This window comes from Pseudomonas sp. MF6747 (assembly GCF_963890955.1).
Taxonomy (GTDB): Bacteria; Pseudomonadota; Gammaproteobacteria; order Pseudomonadales; family Pseudomonadaceae; genus Aquipseudomonas.
Genome location: NZ_CAWPSZ010000004.1, coordinates 178,035 through 202,989, shown reverse-complemented (window position 1 = coordinate 202,989; position 24,955 = coordinate 178,035). Strand labels below are relative to the sequence as shown.

Annotated in this window: 20 protein-coding genes and 1 pseudogene; 12 read left to right on the top strand and 9 right to left on the bottom strand. The window is 62.0% G+C overall.

Annotated features, from left to right (window positions below):
* Positions 1-209 precede the first annotated feature (209 nt).
* Positions 210-1,652 (top strand): hypothetical protein, encoded by a 1,443-nt coding sequence (locus AACW30_RS05995; protein WP_200624472.1) that lies wholly within the window; start codon positions 210-212, stop codon positions 1,650-1,652.
* 46 nt (positions 1,653-1,698) lie between these two features.
* On the opposite strand, the gene AACW30_RS05990 is transcribed toward AACW30_RS05995, so the two are convergent.
* Entirely contained in the window at positions 1,699-2,799 is a 1,101-nt protein-coding gene (locus tag AACW30_RS05990; protein WP_200624471.1) for an SMP-30/gluconolactonase/LRE family protein, read from the bottom strand.
* On the bottom strand, positions 2,796-3,473 hold the full coding sequence (locus AACW30_RS05985; RefSeq protein WP_200624470.1) for a sterol desaturase family protein: 678 nt from the start codon (positions 3,471-3,473) through the stop codon (positions 2,796-2,798). Before AACW30_RS05985 ends, AACW30_RS05990 begins: the two co-directional genes overlap by 4 nt.
* Before the next feature lie 295 nt (positions 3,474-3,768).
* Between AACW30_RS05985 and AACW30_RS05980 the strand changes: the two genes are divergently transcribed.
* From AACW30_RS05980 to AACW30_RS05955, 6 genes are all read left to right on the top strand, one after another.
* Complete coding sequence (locus tag AACW30_RS05980; RefSeq protein WP_200624469.1) at positions 3,769-4,692, top strand: substrate-binding domain-containing protein; 924 nt, start codon at positions 3,769-3,771, stop codon at positions 4,690-4,692.
* 63 nt (positions 4,693-4,755) lie between these two features.
* Positions 4,756-6,264 carry a sugar ABC transporter ATP-binding protein gene (locus AACW30_RS05975; protein ID WP_200624468.1) on the top strand — a complete coding sequence of 503 codons (1,509 nt, stop codon included), beginning with the start codon at positions 4,756-4,758 and terminating at the stop codon, positions 6,262-6,264.
* Positions 6,230-7,222, top strand: coding sequence for an ABC transporter permease (locus AACW30_RS05970; protein WP_106578893.1), 993 nt, complete (start codon positions 6,230-6,232; stop codon positions 7,220-7,222). Before AACW30_RS05975 ends, AACW30_RS05970 begins: the two co-directional genes overlap by 35 nt.
* Positions 7,223-7,248: 26 nt before the next feature.
* Complete coding sequence (locus tag AACW30_RS05965) at positions 7,249-8,328, top strand: alcohol dehydrogenase catalytic domain-containing protein (RefSeq protein WP_200624467.1); 1,080 nt, start codon at positions 7,249-7,251, stop codon at positions 8,326-8,328.
* 3 nt (positions 8,329-8,331) lie between these two features.
* Complete coding sequence (locus tag AACW30_RS05960) at positions 8,332-9,864, top strand: FGGY-family carbohydrate kinase (RefSeq protein ID WP_200624520.1); 1,533 nt, start codon at positions 8,332-8,334, stop codon at positions 9,862-9,864.
* Positions 9,865-10,001: 137 nt separating this feature from the next.
* Positions 10,002-10,727 (top strand): SDR family oxidoreductase, encoded by a 726-nt coding sequence (locus AACW30_RS05955; protein WP_200624466.1) that lies wholly within the window; start codon positions 10,002-10,004, stop codon positions 10,725-10,727.
* Here AACW30_RS05955 and AACW30_RS05950 read toward each other — a convergent pair.
* The 7 genes and pseudogenes from AACW30_RS05950 to AACW30_RS05920 all read right to left on the bottom strand — a co-directional run bounded on the left by AACW30_RS05950 (position 10,724) and on the right by AACW30_RS05920 (position 19,336).
* Positions 10,724-11,728 carry a LacI family DNA-binding transcriptional regulator gene (locus AACW30_RS05950; protein WP_200624465.1) on the bottom strand — a complete coding sequence of 335 codons (1,005 nt, stop codon included), beginning with the start codon at positions 11,726-11,728 and terminating at the stop codon, positions 10,724-10,726. The two genes, AACW30_RS05955 and AACW30_RS05950, sit on opposite strands and share 4 nt — an antisense overlap.
* A 58-nt stretch (positions 11,729-11,786) precedes the next feature.
* Complete coding sequence (locus AACW30_RS05945) at positions 11,787-12,650, bottom strand: LysR family transcriptional regulator (protein ID WP_200624464.1); 864 nt, start codon at positions 12,648-12,650, stop codon at positions 11,787-11,789.
* 623 nt (positions 12,651-13,273) lie between these two features.
* Positions 13,274-13,806, bottom strand: a pseudogene (locus AACW30_RS05940) (FadR/GntR family transcriptional regulator).
* Positions 13,807-13,915: 109 nt separating this feature from the next.
* The gene (locus AACW30_RS05935; RefSeq protein ID WP_106578888.1) at positions 13,916-14,677 is read right to left on the bottom strand and encodes an alpha/beta fold hydrolase; all 762 of its coding nucleotides are present in this window, start codon (positions 14,675-14,677) and stop codon (positions 13,916-13,918) included.
* A 106-nt stretch (positions 14,678-14,783) separates the two neighbouring features.
* A complete protein-coding gene (locus AACW30_RS05930) occupies positions 14,784-16,196 on the bottom strand; it encodes an efflux transporter outer membrane subunit (protein WP_200624463.1) in 1,413 nt (470 codons plus the stop codon).
* The gene (locus AACW30_RS05925; protein ID WP_200624462.1) at positions 16,189-18,180 is read right to left on the bottom strand and encodes a MacB family efflux pump subunit; all 1,992 of its coding nucleotides are present in this window, start codon (positions 18,178-18,180) and stop codon (positions 16,189-16,191) included. Before AACW30_RS05925 ends, AACW30_RS05930 begins: the two co-directional genes overlap by 8 nt.
* Complete coding sequence (locus AACW30_RS05920; RefSeq protein ID WP_179608958.1) at positions 18,164-19,336, bottom strand: efflux RND transporter periplasmic adaptor subunit; 1,173 nt, start codon at positions 19,334-19,336, stop codon at positions 18,164-18,166. The genes AACW30_RS05925 and AACW30_RS05920 overlap by 17 nt, the downstream gene beginning before the upstream one ends.
* A gap of 256 nt (positions 19,337-19,592) precedes the next feature.
* Between AACW30_RS05920 and AACW30_RS05915 the strand changes: the two genes are divergently transcribed.
* The 5 genes from AACW30_RS05915 (at position 19,593) to AACW30_RS05895 (ending at position 24,937) form a co-directional block, all read left to right on the top strand.
* Positions 19,593-20,075: a sigma-70 family RNA polymerase sigma factor gene (locus tag AACW30_RS05915; protein ID WP_106578885.1), complete on the top strand. Its 483-nt coding sequence runs from the start codon at positions 19,593-19,595 to the stop codon at positions 20,073-20,075.
* Between the two features lie 119 nt (positions 20,076-20,194).
* The gene (locus tag AACW30_RS05910) at positions 20,195-21,532 is read left to right on the top strand and encodes a lysine N(6)-hydroxylase/L-ornithine N(5)-oxygenase family protein (protein ID WP_200624461.1); all 1,338 of its coding nucleotides are present in this window, start codon (positions 20,195-20,197) and stop codon (positions 21,530-21,532) included.
* 81 nt (positions 21,533-21,613) lie between these two features.
* Positions 21,614-22,834, top strand: coding sequence for a putative DNA modification/repair radical SAM protein (locus tag AACW30_RS05905; RefSeq protein ID WP_200624460.1), 1,221 nt, complete (start codon positions 21,614-21,616; stop codon positions 22,832-22,834).
* Positions 22,831-23,664 (top strand): TIGR03915 family putative DNA repair protein, encoded by an 834-nt coding sequence (locus AACW30_RS05900; protein WP_106578882.1) that lies wholly within the window; start codon positions 22,831-22,833, stop codon positions 23,662-23,664. Before AACW30_RS05905 ends, AACW30_RS05900 begins: the two co-directional genes overlap by 4 nt.
* A 379-nt stretch (positions 23,665-24,043) precedes the next feature.
* The gene (locus tag AACW30_RS05895) at positions 24,044-24,937 is read left to right on the top strand and encodes a GNAT family acetyltransferase (protein WP_200624459.1); all 894 of its coding nucleotides are present in this window, start codon (positions 24,044-24,046) and stop codon (positions 24,935-24,937) included.
* The last annotated feature ends 18 nt before the right edge of the window (positions 24,938-24,955 follow it).

Below are 24,955 nucleotides of genomic sequence, written 5' to 3'. Positions count from 1 at the left end.
AATGTGAGTGCGCGCACCTGGACGTGTGTCCGGGCCGTATCGGCGTGCCTATAGGCTGAAGGCGTCGGTGGTTTCCAGTTGAAACGGGTGCGTGAAAAAATCGGCAAAAATACTGTACATGCATACAGTATTGTTCTACATTCCATCCCAGGTGACCGGATGTCACCGATCACCTGAGCTTCAATTTTTTAACTATGGATGGATAAAAAATGAAACCGACAAAAGCCCTTATGCTGGGCGCGGCCATGATGGCCTCCTGCTTTATTTCGGCCTCTGCCCTGGCCGAGCCAACCCTTCCGATACTCACCCCCGGTACGGTCAACCAAGGCGTGATCGATGCGCTGAAACCGGGTGGCACGCTGACGCCCGTGCCGATCCCGGACGATCTGCTGCAAAAGCTGCTGGATGCTAAAAACGGCAAGGTAAAACCCGCTGGCAAGGCGGCCAGATCCGCACCGTTCAGCACTGCCATCGGCGAGCTGAAAAAGCCGAGCCAGTCCAACCTGAAAAGTTCTGCCGTCGCCGCCTTTGAGCCGCTGTTTCCGACCCTGGATATCAACACCCTCTACACCATCGACCAGGTGCAAACGGGCCAGGAGTTTCCCTACCACTTCAACCTGCCGCACAACGCCCGTGTATTGGTGCAGCTGATCAACCAGAGCGCCGGCGCCGATATGTCGCTGAGCCTGTTCCGCGATGACGGCCAGGGCAACCCGCAATTGATCGATACGTCCGATAACCCAGGCAACGCCGATGAATACCTGGGCGGCATCCTGCCGGCGGGTGATTACTACTGGTTCATGGTGGCCAAGACCGCAACCAATGCGCAGTTCAGTTTTGGTGTGGCAGTGGACACCAACATCGACGCTTTTGAGCCCAACGACACACCGGAAAGTGCCTTTGCGCTGCCGGACTCGATGAACAAGGTGACCGGCAACCTCGACAACGCCAATGACGTTGATTACTTCGACTTCAAGGCGGTGCGCGGGCAAAGCGTGAGCATGTACCTGGCGGGTGATGAAAATGGCAGCCGCAACCAGTGGCTCTTCGAGCGTTTCGATGGTGCCAACTGGGTCACCGTGCCGGCCGGCTCCACGTCGACCTACCCGAGCGTCACGCCGGGCACCACCGTCAAGGTGCGCGTACGTGCCAACCCGGGCGTGGCACAAGACCCGACCAAGCAGTACGCCTTGAGCCTTGGCTCGACGCCACGGTTGAACACGTCGGATGTGAAGGGCGACAACATCGTGCGGGTACCGGCTTCGATATTCTGGATGGCGACCCAGGCCGGGCGCACGTTGAACTGGACCACCAACTGGTCCGACTCCACGGGCGCACCTCTGTTGGGGGTTACGCCTGTGCTGCGCGTTGACAAGCGCTTTGTGGGCGCCGAGTACCACTGGACCGACTTCAAGGCCAGCACCAACAGCGCCGGCACCTCCCAGGCCAGCGCCGCGCTCGGCGAATGCTTCGGCGATTACCGCGTGCAATACCCGGACAGCAGCACCGGCGTGAAATACAACTGGGAGACCACCTTCAACTTCGGCGGCTGGCGTATCGAGCTGGACGAGTTCCCCGGCGTGGGGGTGGGCGGTGACAATGTGGCGTACGTGACCTTTGGGCACATCTGCACCCAGGACATCATTCACTGATCTGTTGACGCAAGCATGAAGGGGCAGTCCATCCGGACTGCCTTTTTTATTCGCAGGCCAGTGCCTGCTTCAGTGGCAGGCGCGCCATGCTCGTGCTTTTCAACGAGCCCAGGTACAACCAGTCGCCGTATTCACGCGCGGTGGTGATGGGCGAATAATTGCCCGTGCTGCCATCCTGCAAGTTGGCGATGACCTTGCCGTCGGTATCCAGCCCCAGCACAAAGGCTTTGCGCTCGATGGGCTTGGGCACCACCATCAGCGCCCGTACCATCACCTTGCGCAGCAACGGATAGCCGGCGAAGCCATCCAGCAACGGGTTGCGCGGCGAATACAGCGCGACCCAGAAGCGATCGCTGCCGTTGAAGCTGAGGTTGTCCGGCAGGCCCGGCAGATTGTCGATAAACAGGTCGTGGCTACCCACGTGCTCACCCTTGAGCCAGTAGCGGCTGATGCGGTAGGCGCCGGTTTCGTTCACCAGCACATAGTTCTCATCCGGCCCCAGCGCCACACCGTTGGCAAATTGCAGCTGGTCAAGCAACACCTCGGTGAGGCCGGTGGCAAAGTCATAGCGCAACAGCCGACCATCGCCGCCATGTTCGATCACGGCTTCATCATCCTGGCCATAGCCCCAGCGACTTGACGCGTCACTGAAATAGGCAAAGCGCCCACTGGCGTCAACCGTCACGTCATTGGTAAAGCCAAACGGCAAGCCATTCGCGCTGCTGGTCAGCGGTGTGAGTTGGCGATTGGCATCCAGCGCGAGCAAGCCCTTGACCCCATCGGCAATGATCAAACGCCCATCCGGGTGCAACGCCAGGCCGAGCGGACGCCCGCCGGTATTGGCCAACACTTCCAGGGTGTGGCTGTCGGGCGATGTTCGGATGATGCGTCCGTCCTGCAGGCCACTGATCAAAAAACCTTGCGCATCCAGCAACAAGGCCTCGGGCCCGGCGATGTTCGATGCGCCGATTCGTTGCACCGCCTTGAGCCGCTGATTCTCGGCGTAGGTGCCGTCCTTCATCGAGGGCGCCTTGGGCGGGGCCCAGTTCACCGGTTGTACGTGGGTAGGCATCAGCAGCAGAAAGGCGATCAGCGCAAGCGATACAACGAACAGCCCATGACGAAGATTTTGACGGCGGTGGCTCATGACTGTTCCTGGTTGTCGTGGGCGTTGGGTTCCCACTGCAGAGTGCCGAACAGGTAATCCATCAGCGGCAGGACGATATTGAAATTGCGCCCTTGCATCAGTTCGCGGCGGTGGTGCAGGGCGTGCAATTGGTGCATCTGGCGGATCCACGGCAGGCGTGCCACGCGGTGGTTGGCAGGCAGGTGTTCGCAGGCGTGGAACACCTCGTACAGCAAGTAACCGAAGATCATGCAGGCGGCAAACAGCCCGGCGATGTTGGGGCTCAGGTGGTTGAGCAACCACCAGGCGGGCAGGGTGATGGCGAGGCTGTGCAGCACGATCAGCCACGCCGGAAACAGGATCACGCGCCAGTCCCGAGGGCTGTCGTAGGTCATGTGGCCGGGCGTGAAGAAACTGTGATGGTCGCCGGTGTGACGCGCATAAAACAGCCGGGCGAGGGTGTGCTTGTGATGACCGAGGTGGCGGTGCACGAGGTAGATGCACAGATTGAAGAACACCAGGGTCAGGGGCACGGTCAGCCACTGGAGCGCGGTGATGTGGTCGGTGGAGGACCCGGCGAGGAGGATGCAGAAAATGCCATAAACGAGGACGAAACCGGCATGCAGCCATGGGTGGTAATGGCGGCTTATGGCCGCGCGATAACGGGTGCGGAAGGTCTCGGTAGGGTGGGCCATGGCGGTCAGCTCGGTATTTTTTTGTTGGAGGCTGAGCTTAGTTGGTGGTGGGGAATGTGCGAGTTTTTGCGCCGTACACCGATCAAAATGTGGGAGCGGGCTTGCTCGCGAAAGCGGTTAGCCAGTCGCGGTATGCAGTGACGGACACACCCTCTTCGCGAGCAAGCCCGCTCCCACATTTGCACCAAGACTGACCAATGGCCTCTTGCACAGCCCTGATTTACTTGCTAGCTTCTCGCAAAATGTTAACGATAACATTTGCTCTAACAATAAAAACAAAACAGAGAATCACGCCATGAAAATGCTCCCCAAAACCCTGTGTTTACTGGCTGTCAGCATCACCCTCGGCAGCGCGGCTCCAGCCTTTGCCGACGCCGCCAAACCGATCCGCATCGGCGCCTCCTTCCAGGAGATCAACAACCCCTATTTCGTCACCATGAAAAACGCCCTCGAAGAAGCCGGCGCGACCATCGGTGCAAAACTGATCATCACCGACGCCCGTCACGACGTGTCCAAACAGGTCAGCGACGTCGAAGACATGCTGCAAAAGGGCATCGACATTCTGTTGATCAACCCCACCGACTCGGTCGGCGTGCAATCGGCGGTCAAGTCCGCCCATGCCGCCGGGGTTGTGGTGGTTGCAGTAGACGCGCAAGCCGACGGCCCACTGGATTCCTTCGTCGGCTCGAAAAACTTCGACGCCGGTTTCCAGGCGTGTGAATACCTGGCCAAGAACATTGGCGACAAAGGCAACATCGCGATCCTCGACGGCATCGCCGTGGTGCCGATCCTCGAGCGTGTGCGCGGCTGCAAAGAGGCGGTGGCCAAGCACCCGGACATCAAGATCGTCAGCATTCAGAACGGCAAGCAGGAACGTGACCAGGCGCTGACCGTCACCGAAAACATGCTGCAGGCCCAGCCCACGCTCAAGGGCATGTTCAGCGTCAACGACAATGGCTCTCTCGGCGCCTTGTCGGCCATCGAAGCCAGTGGCCTGGACGTCAAACTGGTCAGCGTCGACGGCGCGCCGGAAGCGATCAAGGCGATCCAGAAGCCCGGCAGCAAGTTCATCGCCACCTCGGCGCAGTACCCACGCGATCAGATCCGCTTGGCCCTTGGCATCGCGCTGGCCAAGAAGTGGGGTTCGCAAGTGCCTGCCACCCTTCCGGTGGACATCACCTTGATCGATCAGGCCAAGGCCAAGGACTTCAGCTGGTAAATCGCCCGAGCCCCACGTCACACGTGGGGCTTGAGGTCTCCTTCTGAATACGAGGTCGGCGGTATGAGCAGTCTTCTGAAGCTGGAAAATATCTGTAAGCGTTACCCGGGCGTGCAGGCCCTCAAGGGCATCAACCTGCAAGTGGAACGCGGCGAGATTCACGCCTTGCTCGGGGAAAACGGCGCGGGCAAGTCAACCCTGATGAAGATCCTCGGAGGTGTCGAGCATCAGGACGAAGGGCAGATCCTGATCGACGGCCAGGCGCAGCAGTTCGCGACCTACCGCGATGCGATCGCTGCCGGCATTGGCATCGTGTTCCAGGAATTCAGCCTGATTCCCTACCTCACGGCGGTGGAAAATATCTTTCTCGGCCATGAGTTGAGCAACCGCTTCGGCCTGCTGCGCAAGCGCGAGATGGTCGAGGCATCGCAAGCATTGTTCAAGCGCCTGGGCGTGAACATCGACCTGCAGTGCGCGGTCAAGCACCTGAGCGTGGCCGAGCAGCAGTTTGTCGAAATCGCCAAGGCCCTGGCCCTGGACGCGCGTTTGCTGGTGCTCGATGAGCCGACCGCCACGTTGACGCCCAGCGAGGCCGAGCTGCTGTTTCAGATCATGCGCGAACTCAAACGCCAGGGCGTGGCGGTGATTTTTATCTCCCATCACCTGGAGGAAATCTTCCAGGTGTGCGATCGCATCAGCGTATTGCGCGACGGCGGCAATGTCGGCGTGACCGATGTGGCCGACAGTGACATTGATCGGCTCGTCGAGATGATGGTCGGCCGCCGCCTGGAATGCAGTTTTCCGCCTAAGCCGACCGATGCACGCGGCCCGCTGTTACTGGAGGTCAAGGACATTCAGCTGGTGCGCAACGGTCCGCATAACCACTTCCAGTTGCACAAGGGCGAGATCCTCGGCTTTGCCGGGCTGGTGGGTTCAGGCCGTACCGAACTGGCGCTGGGCATGATGGGCGCGCTGCCGTCGGTGAGCAAAGAGGTGTGGTTGCGCGGCGAGAAAGTCACCCTCGATGACCCGGCGCAAGCCCTGGCCCACGGTATCGGCCTGCTGCCCGAAAGCCGCAAGAGCGAAGGATTGATCACGGACTTCAGCATTCGCGAAAACATCTCCCTGAATAACCTGCCCAAGTACCAGAACGCCTCCGGGCTGATCGACAAGGCCAGGGAATGCGCCAGTGTTGAAGACCTGATGCGCCAGCTGTCGATCAAAGCGCCCAGCGGCGAAAGCCGAGTGTTCAACCTCAGCGGCGGCAACCAGCAAAAGGTCGTGATCGCGCGCTGGATCAATCACCACTGCGACGTGCTGGTGTTCGACGAACCCACACGCGGCATCGACGTCGGCGCCAAGGCGCAGATCTACGCACTGATGCGCAGCCTCACCGAGCAGGGCTACGCAATCATCATGATTTCCTCCGAACTGCCCGAAGTCATCGGCATGTGCGACCGCGTCGCCGTGTTTCACAAGGGCGCCATCGTCAAGGTACTCGAAGCGTCCGCCGTCAACCCACAAGAGGTCATGCGCCATGCAACAGGGGGCTCAAGTGAATATGTCCATTAACACCGGCGACACCGGCCGGCTGCGCCTGAACCTGGCGCGGCTGGTGCGTTCGCCGGCGTTTTATCCGTTCGTGGGGCTGGTGGTGGTGACCCTGGTGATGATCCTCGCCAGCGACACGTTCCTGACCGCCAGCAACCTGTCGAACATCGCCCGCCAAGTGTCGATCAACGCGATCATCGCCGTGGGCATGACCTGCGTGATTCTCACCGGCGGGATCGACCTGTCGGTGGGGCCAGTGATGGCACTGTCCGGTACGTTGACCGCCGGTTTGATGGTCGCGGGCTTGCCGCCAGGCCTGGCGATAGGCGCCGGGATGCTGATCGGCGTGGCCTTTGGCATCGGCAACGGGCTGTTCGTCGCCTACCTGCACATGCCGCCGATCATCGTCACTCTGGCAACCATGGGCATCGCCCGTGGGCTGGGCCTGATGTACACCGACGGCTACCCGATTTCCGGGTTGCCGGAGTGGTTCGGCTTCTTTGGGCGCCAGAGCCTGTTCGGCATCGAAGTGCCGATCCTGATCATGCTGATGACTTACGCAGCCGCCTACGTGTTGCTGCAACACACGCGCATCGGCCGCTACATCTACGCCATCGGCGGCAATGAAGAAGCGGTGCGTTTGTCTGGCGTACGGGCGGCGCGCTTCAAGTTGTTGGTGTACGGCATCAGCGGCCTGACCGCCGCGATTGCCGGGCTGGTGCTGACGTCACGCTTGATGAGCGGCCAGCCGAATGCGGGCGTGTCGTTTGAGCTCGATGCGATTGCCGCGGTGGTACTCGGTGGCGCGTCGATTGCCGGCGGGCGCGGGGTCATCGTCGGCACCTTGCTCGGCGCCATGCTCCTGGGCGTGTTGAACAACGGCCTGAACATGCTCGGCGTTTCGCCCTACGTCCAGAGCGTGATCAAAGGCGCAATCATTTTGCTGGCGATCTTTATCAGCCGTCAGCGGCACAAATAAATTCCCACCAGACAGGACCGAACACCATGGACAAGCACACCCACATGCAAGCCGTCGTCTGCCACGGCCCGAAGGACTATCGCCTGGAGCGCATCGGCAAACCCAAGGCGCGCGCCCATGAACTGGTGATCCGCATTGCCGCCTGTGGCATCTGCGCCAGCGACTGCAAATGTCACTCCGGCGCGGCGATGTTCTGGGGCGGCGACAACCCGTGGGTCAAGGCGCCGGTGGTGCCGGGCCACGAGTTTTTCGGCTATGTGGAGGAAGTGGGCGAGGGCGCCGAGGAGCATTTTGAAGTCGCCGTCGGCGACAAAGTGATTGCCGAGCAGATCGTGCCGTGCGCCAAGTGCCGCTTCTGCAAGTCGGGCAAGTACTGGATGTGCGAAGTGCACAATATCTTCGGCTTTCAGCGTGAAGTGGCCGAAGGCGGCATGGCCCAGTACATGCGCATCCCCAAGACCGCCATCGTGCACAAGATTCCCGAGTCGGTATCGCTGGAAGACTCGGCGATGGTGGAACCGATGGCCTGCTCGATCCACACCGTCAACCGCGGTGAAATCCAGCTCGATGACGTGGTGGTGATTGCCGGTGCCGGCACGCTTGGGTTGTGCATGGTCCAGGTCGCCGCGTTGAAGACGCCGAAAAAACTGGTGGTGATCGACATGGTCGACGCGCGCCTGGAGCTGGCCAGGCAATTGGGCGCCGACGTGGTGATCAACCCATCGCGCGACAACGCTCGCGAGATCATCAACGGCCTCACCGACAACTATGGCTGCGACGTGTACATCGAAACCACCGGCGTACCGGCCGGCGTGACCCAGGGCCTGGACCTGATTCGCAAGCTCGGGCGCTTTGTCGAATTCAGCGTGTTTGGCGCCGAGACCAGCGTCGACTGGTCGATCATTGGCGACCGCAAGGAACTGGACGTACGCGGCGCGCACCTGGGCCCGTATTGCTACCCGATTGCCATCGACCTGTTCGAGCGCGGCCTGGTCACCTCCAAAGGCATCGTCACCCATGATTTCCCGCTGGATAACTTTGCCGAAGCGTTCGAGCTGGCCAACTCGACCAAGTCGATCAAGGTGCTGTTGAAGCCGGTGGCCTGAATGATGGAATACGTAATAGGTGTCGACATAGGAACCCAGAGCACCAAGGCGCTGCTGGTGGATGGTCAAGGCACGATCATCGCCCAGCACAGCCAGGGGTATCGCGTGGATACCCCGAAAGTGCGCTGGGCCGAGCAATGGCCGCAGGTGTGGCTGGACGCCGTGGAAGCCTGCGTGGCGCAGTGCATGGCCAAGGCCGACGTGGCCCCAGCGCAGGTCAAGGCGCTGTGCATCAGCAGCCTGTACGGCGGCTCGGGGATTGCCGTGGATGCGCAGATCACACCGCTGCACCCGTGCCTGATCTGGATGGACCGCCGCGCCGGTGAGCAGGTGGCGTGGGTGCGTGAACAGGTGGATTTGGAGCGTCTGTTCGCGGTCACCGGCAACTCGGTGGACAGCTACTACGGCTTCACCAAGATGCTCTGGCTCAAGCAGCACCAGCCGCAGGTGTGGGCGCAAACACGTTACCTGCTGCCGCCCAACAGTTACATCAACTGGTGCCTGACCGGCGAGTTGGCGGTGGACCACAGCAGCGCCGGCAACATTGGCGGCGTCTACGATGTGGCGCAGCGCGGCTGGTCTGAAGAGATGCTCGCGGCACTGGGCATTCCCTTGGCGATGATGCCCGAGCGGCTGGTGTATTCCGGTGAAGTCGTGGGCGGTTTGTTGGGCGCGTGGGCTGCACGCCTGGGGTTGCACGCGGGTACGCCGATCCTCGCCGGAGGTGTGGACGCCGCCATGGCGACGTTGGCCGCCGGTGTCACGCAACCGGGCAACCACGTGGCGATGATCGGCACCAGCATGTGCTGGGGCTACTTGAACCAGCAAGTGGACGCGCGCCACGGGTTGGTGAGCATGCCGCATGTCTACAACGGCCATCGAGACCTGTACATCTTTGGCGGCGCGATCACCGCCGGGGCGTCGGTCAGTTGGTTTCGCGAACAGTTCTGTCAGGCCGAAGAGCTGCAGGCCAGGGCCACCGGGCAGGACAGCCTGGCGCTGCTGGAGCAGAGCGCGATGAAGGTTCCGGCAGGCAGCGAAGGCTTGCTGTTCCTGCCGTATTTGATGGGCGAGCGCAGCCCGGTGTGGGACGACCGCGCCAGCGGCAGTTTTGTCGGGCTGAACCTGTACCACAGCCGCATCCACCTGTACCGCGCGGTGCTTGAAGGCGTGAGTTTCGCCCTGCGCCACAACATCGAAGCCGGCACGCAGGGCGCGCACTCACTGGACCCGCGCCTGATTGTGGTGGGTGGGGCGAGTCATTCGAATTTGTGGATGCAGATCATTGCGGATGTCACGCGGTACCCGGTCTACACCATTGTGCAGGAGGTGGAAGCGGCGCTGGGCGCAGCGTTGCTGGCGGCGCACACGGTGGGGTTGGTGAGTGATGGGGCGATGGAGAAGGGCTGGGTGCAGCTGGTGCTGCGGGCGCAGCCCAAGCGCGAAAATGTCGCGGTCTATGACCAGGCGTTTGGCGAGTACTTGAAGCTGTATCCAGCGCTCAAACCGATCATGCACGCCCTGCAAACCAACTGATACAACGCGGTCCAGAGGTGGGAGCTGGCTTGTCTGCGATTTTCGGTGCCTCAGTGACAAATAGGTTAACTGAGCCACCGCTATCGCAGGCAAGCCAGCTCCCACAGGGGATCTTCATTGCCTATGGAACAGTGACCATGAACGCAGCCTTCGACTTCACCCACCAGCGCATCCTCGTTACCGGTGCCACCAGCGGTATCGGCCACGAAATCGCCCTGCAACTGATCGCCAGCGGCGCCGAGGTCTTTGCGCTTGGGCGTGGCGCCGAGGCGCTGGCCACCCTGGGCTGCCACCGCGTATTCGTGGACATCGCCGACAGCGTCGCCCTCGACCAGGCCCTGCAAGACCTGCCGGCCATGCACGGCCTGGTCAATTGCGCGGGCATCTCTCGACTCGAGCCCGCCGTTGCGATCAGCGCCGATGCGTTCGATCAGGTGATGCAGGTCAACGCCCGTGGCGCCGCTCAAGTTGCCAGCCGTGTCGCGGCAAAAATGATCGAGGCGAAAGTCGCCGGTAGCATCGTCAACGTCTCCAGCCAAGCCTCGTTGGTCGCGCTGGACGATCACCTTGCCTACTGCGCTTCCAAAGCCGCGCTGGACGCGATCACCCGCGTGCAATGCGCCGAATGGGGCCGCTTCGGCATTCGCGTCAACAGCGTCAATCCCACGGTCACGCTCACGCCGATGGCGAGCATGGCCTGGTCCGAGCCCGCCAAGCGCGACCCGGCGCTGGCGGCGATTCCGCTCGGGCGTTTTGCTCAAACCGTAGAAGTGGCCTTGCCGGTGCTGTTCCTGCTGAGCAGCGCCGCCAGCATGATCAGCGGCGTGAGCCTGCCGATCGATGGCGGCTACACCAGCCGTTAGCCGTTTTCCAATACGCCTGCGATCACCACTTTGTCGCGTGGCTTGTACGGGTCTTGCAGGCGGTCGAGCAGCAGGCGTACCGCGCTGCTGCCGGCCAGGGACGCGTCGTGGGCCACACAGGCGATGGGCACGCCGAAGATATCGGCGAAGGGCAGACGGTCGATGCCGCAGATGGTCAGGCTGTCGTGCGCGATGTTGTGCATGCGCAACGCACGCAATGCGCCGAGGGTGATCAACTGGTTGAAGCCCATGATCGCGTCCGGCGCCGTGTGTTCGGCCAGGTAATCGAGGGTGTGCAGGTACGACGGCATCAACGTGTAGTCGCCGGCCTGCACTTCAACTTCAATATGTGGATGGTCGGCAAGCACTTCGCGCAGGCCCTTGAGGCGTTCCACGGTGATACGTGAATGCGCAGGCCCGGTCAGCACCAGCAGGCGCTTGAGCTTGGGCGTCTGGCGCAGCAGGTAGTGCGCGGCCTGGATGCCGCTGTGGTAGTTGTCGAGCACTACACGGCTGAACGGGCTGTCGTGAAGCGTGCGGTCGAGCAGCACCACCGGGGTTTTGCCATTGCCCAGGCGCTCTAGGTAATCGGGCTGGTAGCTTGGCTCATCGGAGACCGGCGAGAGGATGATCCCCGCCACGCGGTAGCCCAGCAGGGTGTCGACGGCCTTGCTTTCCAGCTCTTCCAGTTCGTCGGTGTCCACCAGCATGATGGTGTAGCCGTGTTGTTTGGCCTCACGGGAAATGGCCTTGATCATTTCGCTGTAGAACGGGTTGTCTACCGAGGCGGTGATCACGCCGATGATCAGGCTTTCACTGCGCTTGAGCCCACGGGCGAAAGCGTTCGGCACATAATCGAGCTCCCGCGCCACTTCAAGGATGCGCGCCAGGGTGGCGGGTTTGACCAGGTCGGGTTTGCTCAGCGCGCGGGACACGGTGATGGTGGTCATGCCGACCCGTTTGGCGATGTCGCTGATGGTGACGGACTTTTTCTTGTTCATCGGTCAGGCTGCAAAAGGAAACACCCGCAGGCTAGCATGCGCGCAGGTCCAGGGTGATTCAAATCAGCGGGTCCCAGCGTTGTGACCAGTCACTTTCGGCCTTGACCACGCCGCGCAGCAATTCCAGGGCCTGTTGCAACACAGCTGAATCGCGCGCGCGTGAATAGACCAGGTAGGTTGGAAAGCTGAACTCCGGTGCTTTCGGCACGCGCTGCATCACGCCGCTGTCCAGGTAGCTTTGCACCACACGCGTGCGGAAATACCCGGCGCCGCCGTTTTCCAGGATGTACTGCAACGCCAGCGGGCCGAGGTTGAAACTCAGCGCGGCGCGAGCCTTGTCGGGCAGGGCGGTGTCATGTTGCTGGCGAAAGCCAGGGCCCCAGTCGATGTAGACGTAAGGGGCCGGCTTGCTCACCAGTTGCACCAGGATCAGTTTTTCTTCCAGCACCTGTTCTACCTGCAGGCCCGGCCAATACTGAGGCTGGAACACGAGGGCGGCATCGAGTACGCCCAGTTCCAGTTGGCGCAGCAGGTATTCGCCTTCACGGACTTCGGTGCGCAGGGCGTGCCCCGGGATGTGTTCGCGCAGGGCTTGCGCCCAGCCGAGCATCAGCGGGTTGCACAGGCTGACTTCGCCGCCGATGTGCAGCACATTGCGGTAACTGTCGGGCAACGGCAGGTCGCGTTTTGCGGCTTCCCAGGTTTGCAGCAGCTGGTTGGCGTATGTCACGAAGGCTTCGCCGTCGGCGGTCAGGCGGGCGCCGGCACGGTTGCGGATGAACAGCGTGCTGCCGAGCTGGCTTTCGAGGTTTTTCACGCGTGCGGTGATGGCGGTCTGGGTGACGTGCAGTTTCTCGGCGGTGGCGGCCAGGCTGCCGCAGCGGGTGATTTCGAGGAAGGTGCGTGCCAGTTCGATGTCCATGAAGCCCCCCAGGGATGAATGGGGGGGATTGTAGTGGAATACGGTCTGGGCTGGGGTGGGCTTGATTAGGTAGATTGGGGGTATATCCGTTGCTGCGGTAATGGCGGCTGGCGGTTCCGCTCTTACAGCGGGTCACTTTTGGCAAACGCCCGGAATGCCGGCCCAGCCAAAAGTAACCAAAAGGTCTTTGCCCCACCACTCGGCACCTCGCCTGCGTTCGGCCAGCGTGGTTGACGGGGCCTGTCAGATCAAAGTCAAAAGCAAGATCAAAAGCAGAGCACGGCGGCCTGGTAGCCGACCTGAGTGGTTGAAGCAAAAGCGGATCAAAAGCACAGCAACACACTTCTATCTGATGTACTGAGCTCCAAATGTGGGAGCGGGCTTGCTCGCGAAGGCGGTGGTTCAGTCAGCTCATGTATCACTGACCCACCGCCTTCGCGAGCAAGCCCGCTCCCACAAGTTGACCGAGTGCAGCTGCCAGCACCGCACTGCTTGGCTTTTCTGTGGGAGCTGGCTTGCCTGCGATGCAGGCAACTCGGTGTGTCAGGCACAACCAGCCGATGCCATCGCAGGCAAGCCAGCTCCCACATTGATTGAGTTTTCACAGTGGATCTGTGGGGTTTTTAAGAGTGATCAAACTCCAGCAAACAGTGCGGGCTGATCTCGCCTTCCAGCGCGGTCATGTGGTGTTCGGCATCGCACATGGGTTCATGCATCAAGCTGCGCACCGCGCGTTCGTCGCCGGCACGAAAGGCAATCAGCAACTGCTTGTGAAGTCGTCTTCGCTTAACCGTCCGAGCACCGACACTGCCAGTTCTGCTTCGATGACCTTGCGCAGCGGGTACATCTGCTCGCCGTCCAGGGGCTGAAAATGCAGGTAGTTGCGCAATGCACGGCTGGCGGGTTCGGTGCCGGCCGGGTTCGGATACACGCCGCCACCGGGACCGGTGTGCGTACTCACCAGGGCTTCCACTTCCAGTGCTTTGAGCGCTTCACGGGCCGAGCCTTTGGAGCACTGGACGCTTTCCATCAACTCGCGCTCGGTAGGCAGGCGGTCGCCGGGTTTCAAGGCATCGGTGACGATGGAGCGCTTGACCGACTCGACAATCACATCGCAGAGCTTCTGGCGTTTGCGTCGCAACGGGCGGCTGAGCATGGGCGTCTATTGAGCCTATTAATGCGGATTAATAGCCCTTAATAACGATTGGTCGAGAGCGTCAGCGCAGGGTGTCGTTTTCGACGCGTAGAGGCCGTAATCGCAGTGATTATTCCCAGCGGCCGAGGTCGAGACAGCGCGTGGAGGGCGGCGGCTGTCGGCCGTTGACCAGAAAATCCGCGACCCAGCGGTTGGCGCAACCGGCCGCAACCGCGTCGGGCCGGGATGATTCCTTGAGCAACAATTGCTCGACGCCGGAGGCCACCGGCTCAGCGTGCCCGGCGTTGACCAAGACCATGCGCGCGACGCGTTCGGTAAACAGCGCGGCGTACCGACTGCCAAGTCGGGTGGCCTGGGCATTGCCGAGGAAGTTGAGCCGGGCCTCGCCCAGTTGTTCGCGCACAAACTCCATATCGCGCGCGGCCTGTTCTACACCGGTTTCCTGGCTCAGGTCGCGGGGGCTCAGTTCGATCACGTCATAACGGTTGGTCAGGGTGCGATAGGCCGCCGTGGCGTAGGACTCCCAGCGGCCGACCAGTTTGAGGACGAAGGTTGCGCCCTGGCCCGTTTGCGGTTCGCCGGCCTGAATGAACACCACACCCTCGCGGCTGAGCGGTTGCCGGGCGCCGACACGGGTCAGGGCCAGGCGCACCGTGCCACGCTTGGGCGCGGCGTGGTCACGGGGCACGCTGACGCTGGCGCATTGGGTGCGCTCCAGCACCTCAGGGTCCGGCCGTTCAAAGGCGGGGAAGGGACAATCCAGCAGCCAGTCGATTGCCGTGGGCGCGATCAGAGGCTCGGCAAAAGCCCGGCTTGCCACCAGCCAGAGGCAGACGCACGCCAGGCTTTTTACAACAACGCTGGGTTTCATCAAGAAGGTCCGGGCAGCCGTTTGAAGACGGCTTTTTTACCAAGGACCTCGGGTCGAAGAATGTAGGTTTGTTAAACGGTTTGTGTAGGACAACGGAGTTTCGTTATCAGAAACCGGCGTTCCATCCACCCCCCAATGCCTTGTACAGCGCAATGCTGGCTTGAAGACGCGACAGCCGCAGTTGCACATTCAGGTCTTGTGCCGCGTACAGCGTGCGTTGGGTTTCGAGCACCGTCAGCAAGTCTTCCGCGCCCGCTTGGTAACGGCTTTCGGCGATGCGGAAAGCGATCTGGGCCTGTTGCAGTTCTTGGCTTTGCCAGTCGCGTTGCTGATCCAGGCGCGTGATGCTGCTCAGGGACTTTTCCACGTCGGCAAAGCCGTTGATGATGGCGCCGCGATAGGTTTGCAGCAGCTCATCCTGACGGGCGCGGACCTTGTCGCGTTCGGCGCTTAAACGACCATTGTTGAAGATCGGCGCCACCAGGCCCGAGGTCAGGTTGTAGAACGGGCTGCGCAGGAGTTCCTCGGCCTTGTAGGCGCCCGATCCCAGCGTGGTGCCCAAGGTCACCGTGGGCAGCATCGCCGCACGGGCCACCGTGACATTGGCACTGGCCGCCGCAAGCTGCGCTTCGGCCTGGGCCAGGTCGGGGCGGCGGCTGAGCAGTTGGCTGGGCACGCCCGGGCCGATGCTCGGCCAGGTCAGCGCCTGGAACGACTCGGCGCCCAGGTTCAGCGCTTGCACGGGCTGGCCGAGAAGGGCAGCGAGGGTGATCAGCGATTCTTCGGCCACTTGCTGAATCAGCGGCAGTTGACGTTGCTGGCTCGCCACCAGGCTCTTCTGTTGCGCCAGTTCCAGGGCCGTGGCGGAGCCGGCGTCGTAGCGGGTCTGGACCAGGTCGAGCACATTGCGCGCGTTCGCCAGGTTCAGCTCGGCGATCTGTTGGCGCTGGCGCGCGGCGAGGGTTTGCGCATAGCGGTCGGCGACGTTGCTGAGCAGCGTCAGCTCGACGGTGGCCTGGTCGAACTCACTGGCGCGCAGGGTCTGCAGGGCACTGTCGCGGGCGGCAGCACGCCCGCCCCAGAAATCCACTTCATAGCTGGCGGAGAGGTTGGCGCCGAAGCTGTCGACGGTCTTATTACTTTCCGTTGCGTCCAGTGAGGAATTGCCGCTGCCGCGCAGCAGTTTTTCGCGGCTGGCGGTGAGGTTGAAATTCACCTCGGGCAACAACGGCGCACCGGCAATCACCGCGCTGGCCTGGGCCTGACGCACGCGCGCCATGGCGGCCGCCACGTCATAGCTGTCGCGCCGGGCCTGGTCGATCAGGCGGTTGAGTTGCGGGCTGCCAAATTGCGTCCACCACCGCTGGTTGGTGGCTTGTGTGGCCTGTCGCTCGGCGTATTGCCACGCAGCGGGCGGCGCGATGCCGCTGTCGACCTGGGGCGGGTGGCCGGTGCAGGCGTTGAGCAACAGGCACAGGCTGAGCAAGGGCAGGTGCGGCGGGATGCATCGTTTATTCACTGGTCAACGCCTTAACCGGATCGAGCCGGGCAGCTTTACGGGCCGGCATGAAGCCGAATACGACACCGGTGACCAACGCACAGCCAAACGCGCCAAACACCGCCCACAAGGAAAATTGCACCGCCACCTCGACCAGCACCAGTACGCCGCCTACCAGCAGCGCCAAAGCGATGCCCAACAGCCCGCCAACCACCGAGAGCATCACTGCCTCGGTGAGGAACTGGCGCAGGATGTCGCGCTGGCGCGCGCCGGTGGCCATGCGGATACCAATTTCGCGAGTCCGTTCGCGCACGGTCATCAGCATGATGTTCATCACGCCGATACCGCCCACCAGCAGGGAAATCGCGGCAATCGAGCCGAGCATCAACGACAGGGTGTTCTGCGTGCGCGCCTCGGCCTGGATCATTGCCGCGTTGTTGGTCAACTGGTAGTCGCGCTTGCCGTTGTGCAGCTTGAGCATCAACTGGTCGATGGCCAGTTCGGCCTCATGCACCTTGCGCGCATCGGCGGCGGCAATCGCCACGTATTCGGGGTTGTAGGTGCCGAACAGGCGCACGCTGGCGGCGGTGTAGGGAATGGCGACACGGTCATCGCTGTCTTTGTTGCCGGAACTGGAGCCTTTTTCAGCCAGCACACCGATGACCTGGAAAGGCACGTTCTCGATCAGGATGTATTGGCCGATCGGGGTGGCGACGTTCTTGAACAGTTTCTCGCGGATACGGTGGCCGATCACGGCGACGGTGGCCCCGGCGCGCTCGTCAGCCTCGGTGAAGTAGCTGCCCTCGACCACCGGCCAGTTGAAGATCTCCGGGAAGTTGACGTCGTTGCCGCCCACGTAGGCGAGGTAATCCAGATTGCCGAACCGTACACCGGCGTCGCTGCCATTGACCGGCATGATGCGCTTGACCTGGGGCAGCGCCGCCAGGGCCGCGACATCGTTAAGGGTAACGATGCCCAGCGGCGTGCGCGGGTTGGGCGAGGAGCCACTCAGGTAGATGATGTTGGAGCCGAACGCGCCCATCTGCGCCATGACCTGGCGCTTGCTGCCTTCGCCCACCGCCAGCATCACCACCACCGACGCCACGCCGATGATGATGCCCAGCAGTGTCAGCGCGGTGCGGAAGCGGTTGATCCACATCACTCGCCAGGCCGCTTGCACGGCGTCCACCAGTTCGGCTTTCCAGGCACCGTTGTGTTCGGCACCGTCGGCCAGGCGCTGGCGCAGGTCCACGGCTTGCAGCGCGCCGCTGTGGGCGGCGGCGGGCACGTGGGTTTCACGGGTTGCCGAGTCACTGATGATCAGGCCATCACGGATCTCGATGATGCGGTTGGCGCGCGCCGCCACTTCACGGTCGTGGGTAATCAGAATGACCACATGGCCCTGGCCCGCCAGTTCATCCAGCAGCGCCATCACCTCGGCGCCGCTGTGGCTGTCGAGGGCGCCGGTGGGTTCGTCGGCGAGAATGATATGCCCGCCGTTCATCAGGGCGCGGGCAATGGACACGCGTTGTTGCTGGCCGCCGGAGAGCTGATGCGGGCGGTTGCCGGTGCGGTCGGCCAGGCCCAGGCGGGTCAGCAGCGCCTTGGCGCGGGCGTGCCGTTCGGCGGCGCTGATGCCGGCATAGATCGCCGGCATCTCGACGTTTTCCTGAGCCGAGCCCGACGGGATCAGGTGGTAGCCCTGGAACACGAAACCAAAGGCTTCACGGCGCAGCCAGGCCAGTTCGTCGCTGTCCAGGTGCGCGACGTTTTCGCCGGCGAACAGATAGTCGCCCTCGGTGGGGCGATCAAGGCAGCCGAGAATGTTCATCAGCGTGGATTTGCCGGAGCCCGATGCGCCGACGATGGCGACGAATTCCCCGGCATGGATCGACAGGTCGATCCCGCGCAACACGTCGACCTGCGGGCTGTCGCCGCCGCCGTAGGATTTGCGGATGTTCTTGAGTTCGATCAGCGGCGTGGTCAAGTCAACCCCCGTTGCCATCGACCGGGCCGATCAGCAGGTGATCGCCTTCGCTCAAGCCCTCAAGCACTTCGACCCGCAGGCGGTCGCTGATACCCAGGCGCACCGGGCGCTCCTCGATATCGCCGTTTTTGGCCACCACCCGCGCGAATGGCTGGTCGGCGCCGTGGCTGCCCAACAAGGCCGCGACGGGGGCCGTGAGTACGTCCTTGACCTGACTGGCGACGAAAAACACCTGGGTGGTCATTTCGGCCATCAGCGCATTGTCGGCGTTGTCCACATCCAGCAGCACGGTGTAGAGCACCACGCGGCCACTCCCGCTTTTGCTGGCGCTGCTGGGGCTGCCACTGCCCTGGCTGGTTTCATTCAGCGGCTTGGGCGGTATCGGCAAGATCTGGCGCACGGTGCTGGTCCAGCGCCGGCTGCCACCGGCGAGGGTGGTGAAATAGGCGCTCATGCCCGGTTTGACGTGGCCGATGTCGGCTTCGGAGACTTCGGCCCACACGGTCATCGGCGATAACTTGGCAATGCGCAGGATCAGCGGCGTCTGTTGCTGGGCGTTGAGGGTCTGGCCGACCCGTGCGTCCACCGCCACCACGGTGCCGCTCATGGGCGCATAGATGCGTGTATAGCCCAACTCTGCCTCGTCGCTGCGCAGGCTGGCCTGGGCCTGGCGGATCTGTGCCTGGAACATCTCGACCCGGGCCTGGGTGGCACTCAGTTCGGCCTTGGCGGTTTGCACGTCTTCTTCGCGAGTGGCGTTGCCGGCGGCCAGGCGCTGTTGACGCTGGTATTTCTGGCGCGCGAGTTCGTGCTGGGCCTTCTGTTCCTGCAGCTGGGCCTTGAGGTTTTCGATGGAGTAGCGACTGGCGTCGAGTTTGGCTTTTTGCGTCGAAGGGTCGATTTCCACCAGCAACTGGCCTTCTTTGACCTGATCCCCGGCCTCGACGTGAATCTCGCGGATCTGCCCGGACGCCTGGGCGCCGACGTCGACATACCGGCGCGGTTGCAGCGTACCCAGCGCAGTGACGCTGTTTTCAATGTTGCCGCGGGTGACGGTGACCGTGGACAGCGTATCGCGGCCGGGCGGCAGCACCTGCCAGGCGGCCACCGCAAGGATGGGGATCAGGCACGCGACAGCGAGCAGGGCGCGTCGAGCGGGGCGAGGGCGTTTCATGCGTTGGTTCCAGCCAGGAAGTGAGGGCCGCAGTTGCGGAGGGGCTGAGTGTTATACGAGAAAATTGCCCGCAGATTTAGGCGTTTACATGCACGGAAACAGCGCTATGGAATAAAAAACTCGCGCATTGATGCAAGACTTCTTTAAAAGTAGATGAGAATTACTATAAATTGCACGCACTCAAACTGCCATCATCCATGGCCTGTCTTGTTAAGTACTCAAGGATTTGATGCCGTCGCCCTGACGGCCGGGAGTCATGTTGGAAAACTACTATCGCGAGCTGGTGTGTTTCCTCAACGCCAAGCTGGGCAACCGTCAGGTGGCCGAGGATGTGGTGCATGACGCTTATGTCCGAGTGCTGGAGCGCTCCAGTGACACGCCGATCGAACAACCGCGCGCGTTTTTGTACCGCACCGCGCTGAACCTGGTAATCGATGGTCATCGGCGTAACGCTTTGCGCCAGTCCGAACCCCTGGACGTGCTGGACAGCGAGGAGCGTTTCGCCACCAGTTCACCGCATGCCTGCCACGATCAGGACCAGCGCCTTGAAATGCTCGAGCGTGCCCTGTCCGAGCTGCCGGCCACCTGCCGCGACAGCTTCCTGCTGCGCAAACTCGACGGCCTGTCCCACCTGCAAATCGCCGAACGCCTGAGTATTTCCCGCAGCCTGGTGGAGAAACACATCGTCAACGCCATGAAGCATTGCCGGGTGCGCATGCGCGAGTGGGACGCGCACTGATCAATGATCAGTTAAATTTTATTTCACTGTCCTCGTTTCCTATCAACACATGACCTGTTGTGCAGGTCGTGAAGGTATTCCCGCCCCACCGCCAAGGGGCTTATCCAGAGGACACTGGAATGACACAGGCAATTGCTTCGCCCGCGGTTCACGACCTGATCGGTATCGGTTTCGGCCCTTCGAACCTGGCGTTGGCCATCGCCCTGCAGGAGCGCGAAAAAGCCCAGGGCAAACTGGACGTGCTGTTTCTCGACAAACAGGCCGATTACCGTTGGCACGGCAATACCCTGGTGACCCAGAGCGAACTGCAGATTTCGTTCCTCAAGGACCTGGTGACCTTGCGCAACCCCACCAGCCCTTACTCTTTCGTCAATTACCTCAAGGCCCACGACCGCCTGGTGGACTTCATCAACCTGGGCACTTTTTACCCGTGCCGCATGGAGTACAACGACTACCTGCGCTGGGTCGCGGGGCAGTTCCAGGCCCAGGCGCGCTACGGCGAGGAAGTGCTGGCGATCGAGCCGATCCTGCAACAGCAACACGTTGAAGCACTGCGCGTGATCTCCCGTGACGCGCTGGGCGAACAGCATGTGCGCACCACCCGTTCGGTGGTGGTCAGCGCCGGCGGCACGCCGCGTGTGCCTGAAGCGTTCAAGGCCCTCAAGGATGATGGCCGCGTGTTCCACCATTCCCAATACCTGGCGCGCATGGCCCAGCAGCCGTGTGTTGAAGGCAAGGCGATGCGCATTGCAATCATTGGCGGTGGGCAAAGCGCGGCTGAAGCCTTTATCGACTTGAACGACAGTTTCCCGTCGGTGCAGGTCGACATGATCCTGCGCGGTTCGGCGCTCAAGCCCGCCGACGACAGCCCGTTCGTCAACGAAGTGTTTTCACCGGCGTTTACCGATCTGGTGTTCCAGCAGGTCGGCGCCGAGCGCGAACGCCTGGTGGCCGAGTACCAAAACACCAACTATTCGGTGGTTGACCTGGACCTGATCGAGCGCATCTATGGCATTTTCTATCGCCAGAAAGTCTCTGGTGTCGCCCGCCAGGCGTTCCGCACCATGACCGTGGTCGAGAAAGCCAGCGCCAGCCCGCTGGGCATCGAACTGTCCTTGCGCAACAACGCCAGCGGCGAAACCAGCGTCAGCCACTACGACGCGGTGATCCTGGCCACCGGTTACGAGCGCCAGATGCATCGCGAACTGCTCGCGCCGCTGGAAGCCTATATGGGCGACTTCGAAGTGGCGCGCGACTACCGCATCGTCACCGACGAGCGCTGCAAGGCCGGCATCTATATCCAGGGCTTCAGCCAGGCCAGCCATGGCTTGAGCGATACCTTGCTGTCGGTACTGCCGATTCGGGCGGATGAGATCGCGGCGTCGTTGTATAAAAACGATCGCCATCGGGGCAAAGCGCGCTCGGTGCAGGACCTGCTCCTTGCAACTGCGAGCTGATCGAGCACAGTCCTACAGACGGCACTGGCGCCAAGGTTGAGCTACTGGTACTGTACAAAAAACCAGTATCGGTAGCTCTCCATGCAGTTGATCGAAAAACTCAGTATCCTCGCCGACGCCGCCAAGTACGATGCTTCCTGCGCCAGCAGTGGCGCGCCCAAGCGCAGTTCCGAGGGCAAGGCCGGGCTGGGTTCCACCGACGGCATGGGCATCTGCCACAGTTACACCCCGGACGGCCGTTGCGTGTCGTTGCTCAAGGTGTTGCTGACCAATTTCTGTCTTTACGACTGCCAATACTGCGTCAACCGCCGCTCCAGCGACGTGCCGCGTGCGCGTTTCAGCCCGGAGGAGGTGGTCACCCTGACCCTGGATTTCTACCGGCGCAATTGCGTCAGCGGGCTGTTTCTCAGTTCCGGCATTATTCGCTCGGCCGACTACACCATGGAGCAACTGGTCAGGGTCGCCAAGCTGTTGCGCGAAGAGCATGACTTTCGCGGCTACATCCACCTCAAGACCATTCCCGAAGCCGACCCGGCACTGATCGCCGAGGCCGGGCGTTATGCCGATCGGCTCAGCGTGAACATCGAGTTGCCCACCGATGTCAGCCTGCAAACCCTGGCGCCGGAAAAGCAGATCGTTTCAATCAAGCAAGCCATGCAAACCATCTACACCGGTGAGCAAACCGTCCTCAAAGAGCCGCGCGCGCCGCGTTTCGCCCCGGCCGGGCAGAGCACGCAGATGATCGTCGGCGCCGACGACACCGACGACAGCACCATCTTGCACGGCGCCGAGGCGCTGTACGGCAACTTTAAGTTGCGCCGCGTCTATTATTCGGCGTTCAGCCCCATCCCCAACAGTCCGAAAAGCGTGCCCCTGGCCGCGCCGCCGCTGATGCGCGAGCACCGTTTGTATCAAGCAGACTTTCTGTTGCGCAGTTACGGTTTCAGCGCCAACGAACTGTTTGAAGGGCCCGGTCACCTGGCGCTGGATATCGACCCCAAGCTGGCCTGGGCGCTGGAGCATCGCGAGGTGTTTCCGCTGGACTTGAATCGCGCCGAACCCACGTTGATTGCGCGCATCCCCGGCATCGGCCTGCGCACCACCCAGCGCCTGGTGGACCTACGCCGCGAACGCAAGATCCGTTTCGAAGACCTGGCGCGCATGCGCTGCGTGCTGGCCAAGGCCAAGCCGTTTTTCATCACCAGCGACTACCACCCACAACAGGCCGACACCACCAGCGTGTTGCTGCGCGAGCAACTGCGCGACCGCCCGCAGCCTCAGCAAATGGGGTTATGGGGATGATCAGCCTGGAATGCGACAATCTGTTCAGCACCTGGCGCGAACAGGCGCGCTGGCTGCTCAGCCATCAGGTTGACCCCAGCCAGGTGAGCTGGGGCGAGGCCGAAGTGGCAGACCTGTTTGCCACCGACGAGCCGATTCCTGCGCAGCTTGGGCCGTTTCAGGCGCGCATTCCCAAGGCGCTGTTGGCGCTGTTGGAGTCGGCCGCCTGCTATCACGGCGATCAGCGTTGGAGCTTGCTCTACGAGGTGCTGTGGCGAGTCAGCCATGGCGACCGTACCGCCATGCTGGCCGGGGACAAGCTGGGCAGTGAGTTGCAACGGCGGATCAAGCAGGTGAGTCGCGAAGCTCACCACCTGCACGCATTTGTGCGGTTTATCGCGCTGCCCTCAGAGGCCGGGCCGCAGTTGCCGGAATACGTGGCCTGGCATGAGCCGGCCCACGACATATTGAAATCAGCCAGTCAGCACTTTATCGGGCGCATGGGCCGGCATCGCTGGATGATCGCTACGCCGCTGGATGGGGTGTATTACGACGGTCAGCAGTTGATTCATCAACGCGAATGCCCCCAAGCCTGGCAGCAACTGGCGCAAAACGTCGAAGACCCTCACAGCGCCATGTGGCTGACCTACTACAGCCATATCTTCAACCCGGCGCGCTTAAACCCAAAAGTGATGGAAGGGCATTTGCCCAGTCGATTCTGGAAGAACCTGCCGGAGGGCAAGTTGATTCCGGGGTTGATCAGCGAGGCGCGGACGGGCAAGCAGCGCGATGGGCAGGCGAAGCTGATTGGGACCAAGCCGGGCAAGCGAATTTCCAGCGGGCACGGTTAAAACGGCGAGAAGGGGCTGGTGCCCGATAGCGGTGTGTCAGTCACCGAATGCAGCTGCAGGCGAATCATCAGGACAGTTTTGTTGTTTGCATGGGTGCACGGGTCCATGGGGGGCTGAGCTGTGGGGGTATTTTGTGCGTTGCGGTGGGGGAATCCCGGCTGAAACAGAGGGGCGGCTCAGCCGGGAAAGCTGAAAAGTGGGGTGGGGCAGCCGAATCGGCTGAGAGGCTTGAAATGCGCTCAAACTCTGGGAGCTGGCTTGCCTGCGATAGCGATAGGTCAGTACTGAATGTTCTGACTGACAGACCGCTATCGCAGGCAAGCCAGCTCCCACATTAGTATGGTGGCGGTCGTGACACCCGAGCCAGGAAGGAGAATGCATGTCTACCGCTGTTCGTCTTGCCCAAACCACCGATGCCGAGGGGATCAGCCAGGTCATCCTGGCGGCCTTACACAGCAGCAATGCGCGGGATTACCCGGCGGATGTGATCGCTCGCGTGGCGAGCAATTTTACGCCTGACGCCGTGCTGGCCTTGCTCCAGCGTCGGGTTGTGCTGGTGGCGGTGCAGGGTCAGGTGATCGTCGCCACTGCGGCGCTGGATGCCAATGTGGTGCGCTCGGTATTCGTCAACCCGGCGTTGCAGGGGCAGGGCATTGGCCGGTTGTTGATGATTGAGATCGAACTGCGTGCGCGAGACGCCGGGGTGACGGTCTTGAGCGTGCCGTCTTCGCTGACCGCCGAGCCGTTCTACACCAAGATGGGTTTCCACACGGTGCGCGATGTCTACCACGGTAACGAGCGCACGCTGGTGATGGAGAAGGCGTTGTTGTCCCGTCACCCCATCGGGCCGTATCGCGACCGTCAGCACCGTGCACAAGTGGTGGCTTTGTGGCAGGAGGCGTTTGGGTACGACACCGCGCACAACCTGCCGACGTTGGCGATTGATAAGAAGCTGGCGGTCAACGATGGGTTGTTTTTTGTGGCCATGGATAAAAAGGCTGTGATCGGCAGCATTCTCGCCGGCTACGACGGGCATCGTGGTTGGCTGTATTCGGTGGCGGTGCACAGCGATTATCGCCGGCAGGGCCTGGGGGCTTCGTTGGTGCGGTATGCCGAACAGGCGTTGACTGCACTGGGGTGCATGAAGATCAATTTGCAGATTACGGGCGGCAATGATGCGGTGGTGGGGTTTTATGAGGCGCTGGGGTATGGGGTGGAGCCGAGGATCAGCATGGGCAAGAAAATAGCCGTGAATATCCCGCCGCAGACCTGAACACACCGTCGCGCAAAT